Here is a 13,577-nt window from a genome sequence, read left to right as displayed (position 1 = left end):
TTTATGACCAGCCTGCGCTTACAGAACGTTAAGAAGTCCTATGACCATATCGATGTGATTCACGGCGTCGATCTCAGAGTAAACAGCGGCGAATTTGTGGTGTTCGTTGGGCCATCCGGCTGCGGTAAATCTACCCTGCTACGGATGATCGCCGGGCTGGAAGAAATTACTGACGGCACATTGCTGATTGACGATAAAGACATGACCCGTCAGCCCGCAACCGAACGCGGCATCGCCATGGTGTTTCAGTCTTATGCGCTTTATCCCAACATGACGGTGCGCGGTAATCTGGCCTATCCGCTTGAGGTGATGAAAAAGCCGAAAGCCGAGATAGCCCAGGCAATTGAACAAACCGCCGCGCGCTTGCACCTGACCGAACTGCTGGATCGCCTGCCACGGGCGCTTTCCGGGGGCCAGCGTCAGCGCGTGGCCATTGGCCGCGCCATTATTCGCCATCCGCGCATCTTCCTGTTTGATGAGCCGCTCTCCAACCTGGATGCCGAGCTGCGTCTGCAAATGCGCATCGAGATTGCCCGCCTGCACGCCTCGCTGGGCAACACCATGATTTATGTGACCCACGATCAGTCAGAGGCGATGACGCTTGCCGATCGTATCGTGGTGCTGCGCAAAGGACGGATTGAACAGGTTGGCGCGCCGTTAGCGTTGTACAGCGACCCAGACAACCTGTTTGTGGCCGGTTTTATCGGCTCGCCGAAGATGAATTTCCTCCAAGCCGAAGTCACCGCCACGGGTCAGGGTGAGGTGCAGTTACGCGTGCCGGATTTGAAGATAACGCAGCTGGTGCTAAAGATTGCGGCGCCCTGCCGCGAGGGCCAGCGCGTCACCCTGGGCATTCGTCCCGAGCACATGCAGCCCGCCGCGGAAACGCCAGCCGAACGTCAGTTCAGCGGCACGCTCTCCTTTGCCGAAATGCTCGGCCACACCAATTATCTTTACCTTGATTTAGGCATTGAACAGATGCTGGTTGTTGAGGCGCGCGAGGCGCAACGGCGTGATTTAGGCGTGGAGGTCAGGCTGGGTTTATCGGCAGACCACTGCCTGCTGTTTGATGAGCAGGGGCAGCGTCTGCGTTAAACAGGATGGCGCTGCGGCGCCGTCAGGTCACGGGTTCTTCATCCGCCTGGGCAGCCAGCAGATCGAGCAGCATATTCACGGCAAAGCCTGCCGCGCCCAGCGCCCACATGCGGTTTGATTCTGTCAGAAACTGCAGCGGTGTCATCTGTGGCGTCAGCTTCAGACGATAGGCCTGAAAACTCTGGGTAATGTGGTCCAGCAGAATACGTGAAGCCATGTGCGGTTCCATCGCCAGGAACACGACGTCAGGATCGTACGCCACCGACAGATTGGCCAGGGAAATCCCCAGTTCACGTCCCGCCTCTTCCAGTGCGCTCAGCACCTCGGCCGTGGGCCGCTGATCGAGCGCCTGCAACGTTAGCGGACCGCCCGCTTCATCCTGCTGGACACGTTGCAGGATTGCCCGGGACGAGGCCACATCCTCGAGCAGACGCAGCGAGCCATCGCCGACCAGGCCGTTACCGATCTCGCCCGCTTTGCCATGTCGCCCGCGATACAGCCGGCGGTTAAGAATAATGCCTGCGCCAATGCCTTTACCGTAAGTCGCAATAACCGCTGACTGCGCGTTGCCCAGTTGGCCAAACACCAGGGTGGCCATCGCCATCGCATTGGCATCGTTTTCGATAAATACCGGCAGGGAAAAGCGTGTTTCCAGCATCTGCGCGATAGGGACATTCTCCCAGTCGAGCACTTTCGAACGAATACAGTAGCCGTTTTCGGCATCGACTAAACCGGATAAGGCCAGGCCAATCGCGCCAACCTGTTTTTCTTCCACGCCGCGTAGAAATTTAGCCAGCGCATCGCCCAGCTGTCGTGGCGTGATGGCGCCGGAAGGCATCTGCTGTTCCCCCAGCAGATTGCCGCTGAGGTCGGTCATTACGATCAGGTTACGTTCGGCGTTAAGCTGAATGCCAATGACGCTGGCGCGATCGGGATTCAGCCCCAGCAAGGTTTTAGGCCGCCCCATTGATACGCGGCGCAGCCCCAGTTCCTGCACGATGCCCTGCGCCAGCAGTCGGTTGGTCGCCTGGGAGACGGTAGACATGCTGAGTCCGCTTCGGACCTTGAGGTCAGACTGGCTGACAGGCGCATGCTCCACGATCAGTCTCAGAATGCGCGCGGTAACGTTTGGAGCAATCATAGCGTCCTCAGATTTGCCCGGGCCATCATTAATGCCCCGTCCAGAGCATCGTGTTGCGCAGCGACCAGCCGGGCCTGACTCTCCGCGCTCAGCCAGGGCTGAATCGGTGTGGCCAGCCCGCCCATGAGGGCGACGCATCCCTGACTGATGGTAGAGAGACGGCTGACCATTAAGCCAATATCGCTTGCAGTCTGCTGCAGGAGATCCACGGCATGACGATCGTCCGCGTGCGCGGCGGCAAAAATATCAGGCACCACGCGCGCCCAGTCGGCGGGCATCGCTTCTCGCGTCCACATCAACATGGTTTCCGGGCTGTGGTTAAACTGTGCCATCAGGCCGTGGGTAAAGTCTGTGCTGTCAACGATGGCTTCATGGGCCAGTAATGCCAGCCGCAGCGCGCGTCGCCCCAGCTCAGCGCCGGAGCCGTGATCGGACAGCGCGAATCCCCAGCCGCCCAGCAGCGTAAACCGCTCGCCATCCCAGGCTGCGCCCTGGCTACCGGTGCCAATAATAAAAACCGCACCGGGTGCCGCCGCATGGGCGCCGGCGCAGGCGATCTCAACATCGCTGACCACCTGCACGGTCGCGCAGGCAGGCTGCCATTGCGTCAGGCGCGCCTTAACCGAGGCCACATTCGCACCGGCTAATCCTGCCACCAGCGAGGTCTGCGCCAGCGCCTGTGGCGTCAGCCCTGCCTGAGACAGCACGGCTGCCATGAGCTGCTCAACGCAGTTCAGAGCCGCATCAAACTGTGACCAGACGTTGGCAGGGCCGCCCACCGCCTGAGCCAGCACGTTGCCATTCGCGTCGGTCAACCGCGCACGACACTGCGTACCGCCGCCATCAATACCAAGGAGATAGTGTGATTGCACGCGCTTCCTCCCGCCGTAAACGCATCTCGATTCTGTAATCTGCGAACGATAGGTGAAAAAAACTTAAATCGCAATAACAAATAAATATAGGCAAAAAACAATAACTATTTATTATTTAAAATCAATAAAATACCTAAAAATACGTATGCAAATCACACAACGCGTTATTGACATTAGTTTTTCTGTCGTAATAAGTTGGTAGCCAGTCTTTCCATCATTGCGTCCCGTCAGCGGCGTACTCACCGTTGTCAGAATTCAGGATCAGGGGTTTACCATGAAAGTAGGCATTATTGGTCTCGGCTTTCGTCTTTCTCATGTCGTTAAAGAGTTTCACAAGGCTGATACCGAATTTTCGCTGGTAGGTTATTACGATCCAGCACCGGCCGGTTTGCCGAATCTGCACAGTTTCGGCATCGATCCCGGCAAGGCGTTCGATTCCGTTGAGGCGCTGCTGCAACAGGGTGGTTTTGATTTGCTGCTGGTGGGCTCGCCTAACTTTATGCATCTTGAGCATGTCACACAGGCGCTGGCAGCAGGCTATACTGTGTTTACTGAAAAGCCTGTCGTGATTAACGAAGAACAAACGATGGCGATGGCAAAACTGGTTCAGCAGTATGGCGAAGACCGTATTCTGGTAGGGCTGGTGCTGCGTTACTCGCCGCTCTATCACGATCTGCTGGCAGCACGTGACGATCGTCGCCTGGGTGAAATCACCTCTATTGAAGCGACAGAACATATCAAGCCTTATCATGGCGCGTTCTTCCAGCGCGACTGGCGCAGGCTCGAAAAGTATGCCGGTCCTTATATTCTGGAAAAATGCTGTCACGACATCGATCTCTACCAGGGATTAATGCAGGAGCGCCCCCTTCGGGTAGCCAGCTTTGGCGGACGCAAGTCGTTCACGCCTCAGCATGCACCACAAGGTGCGATCACCGAGCAGTCTGAGATTTATCACACTAAGCCCAGCGGCTGGTCGAGTACCGACGCGGTGTTTAGCAGCGATGCCGATATTGTCGATTACCAGACCGCCCTGATTGAGTACGCCAGCGGCGCAACGCTGTCTTTTCACGCTAACCTCAACGTCCCGGACGAATTCCGCCGGTTCTGCGTGATAGGCACTGACGGCATGGCTGAAGGCGATTTTGTCCGTAACTATTTTCGCGTGCACAACGCACGCACCGGCGAAAAAGAAGTGGAAACCGCCTACAGCGGCAACGCCTATGACGGTCATTACGGTGCCGATGCCTTAATGGCGGAAGAGATCGTTAAGCACGTCAAGCAGGGAACGCCGCTAAAAGTTTCTGTTGTTGACGCACTGGAAGCCGGCCTGACGGCCATTAAGATTGATGAAGCGCGCAAAACCCGCAGCGTCATCGATCTGACCGAAAGCTGGACACGTTTTGACGCCAACCTGGGAAAAACGGGAACGCACTAGTTCCCTCCTGATAGCTCACTCCCCCGAGCCCATCAGGTTAAACATAGCTCGACGACTGGTACCCTACTTAAACCGGCCTCAGGCCGGTTTTTTTATTCCTCCACACCTGTACTTCTCCTGCCCTGCGGGCAAGCGTCGCGCGGCATCAGGCGTTTCCGCCTGCGTTTTCCATGAGGATTGACCTGTGCGGATGATTATTAAAAAAAACCGCCTGCTCTGCTGATAACTTAACTCAGGATAAGATAAAGCAGTAAACGAAGCGGCCGTTGTGACATCAGAACGACACTTTCTGCTGATAATCAGATGACGTTTATTACGCGTTTTACAAAACAACGTGCAGGGTGAATTAACGCTTTCGACGAGTAGTCACGCCAGAAAAGACCATTTAACGTTATCATTAGAGTGCATATAAATTTAAATAACGGATAACAAAAAAGTGCTGATTAATATATAAAAAACGTGTGTTGCCAGGAGAATCGCGTATATTAATCGCCGTACTTCCCTCTCGTTATGCAAAAAATAAAATTCACAGCAAACGTTAAATAGTTTCGATGAGATAATGAAAAATAGCGGATATAACCCTTATATTACTGAGCCTATTCATCACGTCACGAGTCAGGTGGCCGGTATTTGTTACCACCTCCCGAATTCGGACTGCACACAACCGACGAAAAGGATACTTAACGATGACAACATTATTTCATTGCACAACCATCTTGCAACTGAAGAAGCATTAATCATTATCCCCCTGTGTGATGCACAGTTAAAAGAATGGATTCAGCATCCCGAACGTTATTTACACCTACAGGATGCGCGGGTGCGTATTGGTATTAATTATCGCAACCTCAGGGCCCATCAGGAAAAATTACTGGAATTAATTAACGCTTATCGTTTCTGGCTTTTTGATTTTGCACCGCCTGGCGCAGACTGGCATTTAGTCGAATCCTTTCCTTTTTCCGCCATTGTCTTAAGTTATTCATTCTTTAATGACAACTATCGGAAATTTACATTTCCTTTTTTTCTTGAGTCATTAAAAGGGAAAGGCGCCGAGATTATCGTGCGCGGTTACGAACCGACGTTATCAGCAGAACAACTCGCGGCACTTAACATTAGCGGCTGGCAATTACAACGCGCGTCTGGCGATCTCATTCCCTTTACGCTTTAACCTTTCTTATCTCCTGGCACTATTGAATCATATCGGCAAGCCCCATTAACACCGTCTAAAGTATTGCCTTAGATGCGTTGTTAAGAGCTTTAAGCCAAAAAAATCAAAACTCATACCAATTTTGCTATAACATTTAACAGATATGGATCATCACGCTTCAGGGAAGAGCGAAATAAGAATGCCTTTCATCTTTTGTACTTTATGACTGACAACAATCTATCTGATTGTTTTCCTGAGTTTTCTGGCAACGAAATGAGGTCAACATTATGGGGAAAAACTCCTCATCCTTTAGCGTGGTCCGTTTTTTAACGGTGCTGTTCGCCGTGCTAACGGGTGCGTTCATGTTAATTGGTGGTATCTGGCTGGCCACGATCGGTGGTTCCTGGTACTACATCATCGGCGGTGCAGCCATGCTGCTTACCGCTTTCCTGCTGTGGCGACGTAACAGCGCTGCCCTGGTTGTCTATGCGCTCTTACTGCTGGCTACGCTGGCCTGGGGCGTTTGGGAAGTCGGCACCGACTTCTGGGCACTGGCACCGCGTACCGACGTACTGGTGATCTTTGGCGTCTGGCTGGTGTTGCCCTTTGTCTATCGCGGCTTATACCAGCCGGGTAAAGGCGCACTGGGTGCCATGGGCGTAGCGCTGGTTGCCAGTGCAGCGGTGTTAACCTATTCCGTCTTTAATGATCCGCAAGTGGTTAACGGTGCATTACCGGCAACAGCGGATAATGCGCCTCAGGCACAGCCGTTGAGCAATATTGCTGATGGTGACTGGCCGGCCTATGCGCGCGATCAGCAAGGGACGCGCTTCTCGCCGCTCAAGCAGATCAACCACGACAATGTGAAAGAACTGCAGGTTGCCTGGCAATTCCAGACCGGTGATATGAAACGCCCAAGCGATCCGGGCGAAATTACCGATGAAGTGACGCCAATCAAGATTCGCGACACGCTGTATCTTTGCACGCCACATCAGATTTTATTTGCTCTGGATGCGGCCACCGGCAAGCAAAAGTGGAAGTTTGATCCCGGCCTGAAAACCAACCCAACCTTCCAGCACGTGACCTGTCGTGGTGTGTCATACCACGAATTCCCTGCAGCGAAGGATGCGTCCAATACCCAGCCTGCGCTGTGCTCGCGTCGTATCTACCTGCCAGTCAATGACGGGCGTTTGTTCGCGCTGGATGCGGAAACCGGTGAACGCTGCCCGGCCTTTGGTAACAACGGTGAGCTGGATCTGCAGCACAAGCAGCCGGTCACAACGCCAGGCATGTATGAGCCAACCTCGCCACCGGTGATTACTGACACCACCATTGTGATGGCTGGCGCGGTAACCGATAACTTTTCAACCCGTGAACCTTCAGGCGCCATCCGTGGCTTTGATGTGAACACCGGTAAACTGTTGTGGGTGTTCGATCCGGGCGCGAAAGATCCTAACGCGATTCCGGCGGATGAACACACGTTCACCATGAACTCCCCTAACTCGTGGGCACCTGCGGTTTACGATCCGAAGCTGGATATCGTTTACCTGCCAATGGGGGTGACCACGCCGGATATCTGGGGCGGCAACCGCACACCTGAGCAGGAACGTTATGCCAGCAGCGTGCTGGCGCTGAACGCGACGACCGGTAAGCTGGTGTGGTCATATCAGACTGTGCATCACGATCTGTGGGATATGGACCTGCCTTCGCAGCCGACGCTGGCGGATATTACCGATAAAGACGGTAACACCGTGCCGGTTATCTATGCCCCTGCCAAAACCGGGAACATCTTTGTTCTGGATCGCCGCACAGGTAAAACTGTGGTTCCGGCCCCGGAAACCCCTGTTCCGCAGGGCGCGGCTAAGGGCGACCATGTCTCAGCTACACAGCCTTACTCTGAACTGACCTTCCGTCCGAAACAGAACCTGACGGATAAGGACATGTGGGGCGCGACGATGTATGACCAACTGGTGTGCCGCGTGATTTTCAAACGTCTGCGCTACGAAGGTCCGTTCACGCCACCTTCTGAGCAGGGCACCCTGGTCTTCCCGGGCAACCTGGGCATGTTTGAATGGGGCGGCATTTCCGTTGATCCGCATCGTCAGATTGCGATTGCTAACCCAATGGCGCTGCCGTTCGTGTCTAAGCTGATCCCACGCGGTCCGGGTAATCCGGAAGAGCCACCAAAAGGCGCAACGGGCGGTTCAGGTACTGAAACCGGTATTCAGCCGCAGTACGGCGTGCCGTATGGCGTTGAACTGAATCCGTTCCTGTCACCTTTTGGTCTGCCGTGTAAACAACCTGCATGGGGTTATGTTTCTGCTGTTGACCTGAAAACCAACGAAGTGGTGTGGAAACAACGTATTGGTACCGTTCGTGACAGCTCACCTGTACCGCTGCCCTTTAAAATGGGTATGCCAATGCTGGGCGGACCGGTTGCCACCGCAGGCAAAGTGTTCTTTATTGGCGCAACGGCTGATAACTACCTGCGCGCTTACAGCACCGACACCGGTGAACTCTTGTGGCAGGCGCGCCTGCCAGCCGGTGGTCAGGCAACGCCAATGACCTATGAAGTTAACGGCAAGCAATACGTTGTGATTGCTGCCGGTGGCCATGGTTCATTCGGCACCAAGCTGGGCGATTACGTGATTGCCTATGCGCTGCCCGACCAGAAGTAATTAACACCTGAACAGAGGCGGACTCCGGTCCGCCTTTTTTTATGCCTGCTATCTGCCCTGCGCTTTTGTGCGTGGGGAGCGCCAGCTTAACCAGGCGCACAGCCCCATGACCATGCAGGTGGCCAGAAATACTGGCCGCATTCCCCACGCGCCACCAATCACCCCACCAAAAAGGGGACCACTGACCTGGCCGATATACTGCGCCGACGTCGAATAGCCGAGCATGCGCCCCACCTGCACGGCGGGAACGTGGTGACGGATAATGGCGGTAATGCAGGGCATCAGACCGCCCAGCGACATGCCCATCAGGAAACGTAACGGCAGCAGCTGCCAGGCATCGGTAATAAAAGCCTGAGGGATCAGTAACAGCGCGCAGCCAAACAGGCCAGCGCTCAGGAGCCGCCAGTGCCCCACGCGGTCGGCCAGCTTGCCGACAAAGGGTGCTGAAAGAATACTGCCCAGCGCGGCTGCGGCCATCACCAGGCCGGACATCAGGGTGATGGCATGCTCCTGATGTAAAAACTGGCCGATATACAGCGTGATGACAGGCTCTATCGACATATTGGCAAACACCAGCAGCATGGCCGTTAACCACATCAGCCTGACTATCGCCCGGTCAAAGGGAGGAGCAGCCTCGCCCGGCTGAGGACAAACGCTCTGCACCTTCTTGCGCGCCACGGCTGGCTCCTTCAGCAAAAAGGTGGTCGCCAGGAATGCCACAAAAATGACCGCCCCCGTCAGCCAGAACGTAGCCCGAATGCCGATCAGCGGCGGGAGTACACCGCCCAGTATGGGGCCTATAACATTACCGGCCATCATGCCGGATGCCAGCACGCCTAACGCCCATCCGGTATGCGCTTTAGGGGTTTGCGCAGCAATCAGAATGGTGGAGCCGGAAGAATAGCCCCCGAGTAATCCCGCCAGTAAACGCAGCGCCACCAGTTGCCACACCGCGGTTGCCATGCCGATCAGTGCCATGGCGAGGGCCATTCCCAGGCTCGCCCGGATCAGCATCAGCTTACGGCCGTAGCGATCGCCCAGCCTGCCCCACAGCGGCGCGGTTAACGCGGCGCTGAGAAAGGTTGCGCCATAGGCCACGCCGGACCAGCGCGCAATGGCCGCCGGGTGCTGTACGCCCAGCTGTTGAACATACAAGGGTAAAAAAGGCAGCAGCAAGGTCATGGCGACCAGGGTCGTAAACGAGCCAAAGACGCAAACCCATAAGTTACGTTTCCAGTGGTGGAATACAGGTGCCTCAGACGTGATTTCCATGCGATATCCCCATCGTGTTTAGGGACTCAGGCTAACAATGGTGACGAGACAACAACAGTCGGCGCGCGATATTTGCTGACTGGCCTGTTTTGTTGCTGTACTGCAACAATCAGCGCGCGCCCAGTTGGTCGATCAGCGTATCGCACAGCAGGTTGATGGGAGAGGCCGATGCGATGTCCTGATGCCTCAGCAGGTAGCTCTGTAAGCGATCCATCTGCCACTCCGGCAGCACCTGGACAATTTGCCCCTGCGTCAGCGCCTCCTGCACCATATAGGAAGGCAGATAGGCGATGCCGTTGCCCGCCAGTGCAGCGTTCAGCAGCGCCATACTGTTATTGGCCCGAAAGCGGCTACGCACGTCTACCGCCAGACGCAGCTTATCGCGACGAAAAGGCAGTGCCGCCGTGTGCGCCGGGCCGTGAAACATCAAGAGATCATGGCGGGGTAACAGGCGCGGATGCGAAATGGCAGGATGCTGCGCCAGGTAGTCAGGGGCGGCGTACAGGCCCCAGTGGATGTCGCTCAAAACACGAAAGTTGCCCTGGCGGGGCGCATGAGCACGGATAACTATCGCGATGTCTACCCCGTCGCCAAGGGTCTCATCGTTGTTATCCGTAAGGCTGAGATCGACATTGATGTGCAGATGACCGCGCAGAAACCGATTCAGCAGCGGCACGATGCACTGGCAGCCATAGGTGACGGGCGCCTGTAAGCGGACATTACCGGCAGGATTTTGGTGAGCCTGCTGCACAAAATCTTCGGCCCGGTGCATTTCGTCCAGCATACGCACGCAAAAGGGATAGTAAGCCTGGCCGAGTTCCGTCAGCGTCATCCGGCGAGTCGTACGCTGGAGCAGCCGAATGCCCAGCCGCTGTTCCAGCCCGGCAATTTCCCGGCTGATGTGGGACTTTGACACGCCGAGTACGCGTGCGGCTTCCGTAAAGCTTTTGAGTTCCACCACGCGCGCAAACAACATCATGGCGATCAGGTTATCGCTGTTAGTCATCGGGTTCCTGGGACAAATCGGCCTGCTGAAGGTTATTGCACAGCCACGACGCCGTGCCTCAGGCAGTCAGAATAAAGCAACGGAAGGAAAGCGGACAGCGTGGGAGCAGGAAAAAGGACGCGAGGCAGCCCTGGCGATGCATGGACATTCCCACAAGTTCGCGGATGGGAATGTCCATACAGAGACTAACTTGCCATGGCATAAGGGAATAATAAACGATCTGGCTCTACCCGGCGCTGACGGCGCAGTTGACCCGGCGTGACCATAAAATAGTTTTTAAACGTTCGGGTGTAGGCCTGTTGGGTATCAAACCCATAGCTCATCGCCACCTGTAAAATCGCTTCGTTGCTGTTAAGCAGCGTCAGGGCAGACTCGGTCAGACGGCGCTGACGGATATACTCGGCCAGTGAGAAGCCGGTATGCTGGCGAAATAACCGTTGCAGGTGCCAACGGGAATAGCCCGCGCGGCGAGCAACTTCGTCCAGATGCAGATCGTGTCCTAAATTGCTTTCTATCCATTCCAGCAAACTACGAATAAACTCGCGCTGATTCATGGTGTTCTCCTGGTTAAAGCAGATGTGCAGGGAACACACTGTAGCGCGTTAAATTTATCCCTTAATTAGCGAAAAATTAGCGCAGAATTAGCAAAGCGGTAAAATCGCCTCTTTAGGTACAGGCATCCGGCGCGCCCCGGCCTTTTAGCAGGCTGAGCGCCCCAATAATTCTGCGCTAATAATCCAGCGCTACACTGTTGCCATTTTTCGGGAGGGCATCATCCATGCGCGTTTTGTTGGTCGAAGATGATGAAATGATCGGCGCGAATTTGCAGCAGGCGCTGGAAGCGGCAGGCTGGTCAGTTGACTGGGTACGCGATGGCGTGTATGCGCAAAACGCCTGGAGCGAAGGCGGCTACAGCTGCGTCCTGCTTGATCTTGGCTTACCCCGGGACGACGGATTGCAGGTGCTGAGACGGGCACGCGGGCGCGGGGATGCCACACCGGTCTTGATCCTTACCGCCCGCGATACGGTCGCTCAGCGCGTACAGGGCCTGGATTATGGTGCGGATGACTACCTGCTTAAGCCTTTTGATCTTCAGGAGGTCATGGCCCGCATGCGTGCGATTACCCGGCGCCATCACGGTTCCGCCGATTCGGTGCTGGGCAGCGGGGATGTTCAACTGGATATGCTGACGCGCGAAGTCCTGTACAAAGGGCAACGTGAGCAGTTAACCGCCCGGGAATATGCCCTGCTCTATGCGCTGCTGGAGCGGCCCGGTGCCATCCTGTCACGCGAGCAGTTAGAGAACCGCATCTATGGCTGGGGCGAAGAAGTCAGCAGCAATGCGGTAGACGTATTAATTCACGGCATGCGGCGCAAGCTGGATAATGATGTGATCCGCAACGTGCGCGGACTGGGTTGGCGAGTACCGGCAATATGAAAATCTTTATGCGATCGTTACGGAATAAATTACTCAGTACGTTACTGGTCATTCATTTGCTGATGATTGGCGGCGTGGCCTGGTATTTCTTTAACTGCTACGGTGAAATGGTGGGCGTCATCAAGGATGAGCAGCTCGCCAAGCTGGCCGATGCCTGGTCAGTGAATCGCGAAATCCCTCCGCTGATGCCGCTGATTGCGCCAGCGCACAAGATCAAAAGCGCCTTCGTCATTCAGCTGTGGGATGCCAAAGGTCAGCTACGCTCCAGCTCCTGGCCTGAGTTGCACGCGCCGTTACAGGCCGAAAACGGCTACAAAGATGTGCAGATCGGCGGCTGCCACGACTGCGAATGGCGAATTTATACCCGCTCCGGCCAGCCCGGCAGCGAGATAAAGACCATTCAGGTGATGCTCAATCTCAGCTACATGAAAGAAATGATGGTGAGGCGGGCGCTGTCGGCGATTATTCCGCTGATTTTAATGATGCCGCTGTCATTACTGGTTATCTGGCTGGTCGTGCGCAAAATCACCCGGGATTTGCGCGTTGCCTCCCGGGAGATTGCCGCGCAGGATGCCCATCACCCACACAGCGTTTCACCGGGAAGCCTGCCTGATGAAATTCAGCCGCTGGTCGCCGCCTATAATTCGCTGCTGGATAAACTTCGTGCGGCCTGGTCTTCACAGCGCCAGTTTATGGAAGATGCCGCGCACGAATTGCGGACGCCGGTCACGGCGGTTACGTTGCAGTTGGAGAACCTGCGGCAGCATATTCAGCCTGGCGAGGCCAGTCGTCAGTTTGCACAACTGGAATCGGGCGTGACCCGCACCCGCCATCTGGTGACCCAATTGCTGAATATGTCACGCTGGGAAGATCAGTCGGTTGTCGCCAGCCTCGAAACTATCGCGCTGGAAGATGTGCTGAAAGAGAGCATTGAGCAGCTCATGGTGGTGGCAGATAAACGCGGTATCGACATTGGCTTTAGCGGCACCACGCACTACCAGTTGCAGGCCGGACGATCGGAGCTGCGAAGCCTGTTTGATAACCTGATTGGCAATGCCATGCTTCATACGCCTGAAGGCAGCCTGGTGGATGTCCTGCTGCACCGTGTTGACGGGCAAACCGTGGTAGATATCGTCGATAACGGCCCGGGCATGCCGGAGTCGTTTATTGAACGCGCGTTTGATCGCTTTGCCCGCGCCCCGGATGTTAAAGCCCAGGGGAGCGGGTTAGGCTTGTCTATTGTACGAAGCGTGGCGCACAAACATCATATCCGCGTTGCCCTGTCCAATTGCCTGAATCCGCACGGTGTACGTTGCGGTTTTCAGGTCCGCGTCACTTTTCCCTGATCCTCGCTGTTTGATTCGGAACCGGACAACGTAAACGGTTGCCTGGTTCCGTTCGCCTGAGACAATATTGTGACAAGCATCACAATATTGATGAATTGTTATGCAACACATTTTGACAAATGTGACCAAAAGCTATTTTCTATCTCTCTG

Annotated in this window: 11 protein-coding genes; 6 read left to right on the top strand and 5 right to left on the bottom strand. The window is 55.3% G+C overall.

Going from position 1 to position 13,577, the window contains the following annotated elements; all coding sequences use genetic code 11:
- The first annotated feature begins 3 nt into the window (after positions 1 to 3).
- Positions 4 to 1,095, top strand: a complete 1,092-nt coding sequence (gene ugpC / locus QLG08_RS14270) for a sn-glycerol-3-phosphate ABC transporter ATP-binding protein UgpC (RefSeq protein WP_014606908.1) — start codon at positions 4 to 6, stop codon at positions 1,093 to 1,095.
- A gap of 22 nt (positions 1,096 to 1,117) precedes the next feature.
- Here ugpC and QLG08_RS14265 read toward each other — a convergent pair whose 3' ends face one another.
- A complete protein-coding gene (locus tag QLG08_RS14265) occupies positions 1,118 to 2,236 on the bottom strand; it encodes an ROK family transcriptional regulator (protein WP_013024216.1) in 1,119 nt (372 codons plus the stop codon).
- The gene (locus QLG08_RS14260) at positions 2,233 to 3,108 is read right to left on the bottom strand and encodes a BadF/BadG/BcrA/BcrD ATPase family protein (RefSeq protein WP_109706820.1); all 876 of its coding nucleotides are present in this window, start codon (positions 3,106 to 3,108) and stop codon (positions 2,233 to 2,235) included. Before QLG08_RS14260 ends, QLG08_RS14265 begins: the two co-directional genes overlap by 4 nt.
- A gap of 274 nt (positions 3,109 to 3,382) precedes the next feature.
- Here QLG08_RS14260 and QLG08_RS14255 point away from each other — a divergent pair, with 274 nt between their 5' ends.
- The 3 genes from QLG08_RS14255 to QLG08_RS14245 all read left to right on the top strand — a co-directional run bounded on the left by QLG08_RS14255 (position 3,383) and on the right by QLG08_RS14245 (position 8,365).
- Positions 3,383 to 4,543, top strand: a complete 1,161-nt coding sequence (locus QLG08_RS14255) for a Gfo/Idh/MocA family oxidoreductase (RefSeq protein ID WP_014595093.1) — start codon at positions 3,383 to 3,385, stop codon at positions 4,541 to 4,543.
- Between the two features lie 559 nt (positions 4,544 to 5,102).
- Positions 5,103 to 5,708, top strand: coding sequence for a hypothetical protein (locus tag QLG08_RS14250; RefSeq protein ID WP_013024213.1), 606 nt, complete (start codon positions 5,103 to 5,105; stop codon positions 5,706 to 5,708).
- A gap of 266 nt (positions 5,709 to 5,974) precedes the next feature.
- Positions 5,975 to 8,365: a glucose/quinate/shikimate family membrane-bound PQQ-dependent dehydrogenase gene (locus QLG08_RS14245; RefSeq protein WP_014606912.1), complete on the top strand. Its 2,391-nt coding sequence runs from the start codon at positions 5,975 to 5,977 to the stop codon at positions 8,363 to 8,365.
- Positions 8,366 to 8,413: 48 nt separating this feature from the next.
- Here the strand turns inward: QLG08_RS14245 and QLG08_RS14240 are convergent, their stop codons facing one another.
- The 3 genes from QLG08_RS14240 to QLG08_RS14230 form a co-directional block, all read right to left on the bottom strand.
- The gene (locus QLG08_RS14240; protein ID WP_238493282.1) at positions 8,414 to 9,637 is read right to left on the bottom strand and encodes an MFS transporter; all 1,224 of its coding nucleotides are present in this window, start codon (positions 9,635 to 9,637) and stop codon (positions 8,414 to 8,416) included.
- A gap of 109 nt (positions 9,638 to 9,746) precedes the next feature.
- Entirely contained in the window at positions 9,747 to 10,643 is an 897-nt protein-coding gene (locus QLG08_RS14235) for a LysR family transcriptional regulator (RefSeq protein WP_014595089.1), read from the bottom strand.
- 185 nt (positions 10,644 to 10,828) lie between these two features.
- Positions 10,829 to 11,197: a helix-turn-helix domain-containing protein gene (locus QLG08_RS14230; RefSeq protein ID WP_014606915.1), complete on the bottom strand. Its 369-nt coding sequence runs from the start codon at positions 11,195 to 11,197 to the stop codon at positions 10,829 to 10,831.
- Between the two features lie 224 nt (positions 11,198 to 11,421).
- Here QLG08_RS14230 and QLG08_RS14225 point away from each other — a divergent pair, with 224 nt between their 5' ends.
- Together QLG08_RS14225 and QLG08_RS14220 are read left to right on the top strand one after the other, a co-directional pair.
- On the top strand, positions 11,422 to 12,081 hold the full coding sequence (locus QLG08_RS14225; protein WP_014595088.1) for a response regulator: 660 nt from the start codon (positions 11,422 to 11,424) through the stop codon (positions 12,079 to 12,081).
- Positions 12,078 to 13,427: an ATP-binding protein gene (locus tag QLG08_RS14220; protein WP_044042492.1), complete on the top strand. Its 1,350-nt coding sequence runs from the start codon at positions 12,078 to 12,080 to the stop codon at positions 13,425 to 13,427. The genes QLG08_RS14225 and QLG08_RS14220 overlap by 4 nt, the downstream gene beginning before the upstream one ends.
- Positions 13,428 to 13,577: the final 150 nt, after the last annotated feature.

Source organism: Pantoea sp. V106_11, assembly GCF_029967885.1.
Lineage (GTDB): Bacteria > Pseudomonadota > Gammaproteobacteria > Enterobacterales > Enterobacteriaceae > Pantoea > Pantoea ananatis.
This window is presented reverse-complemented; position numbering and strand designations above follow the sequence as displayed.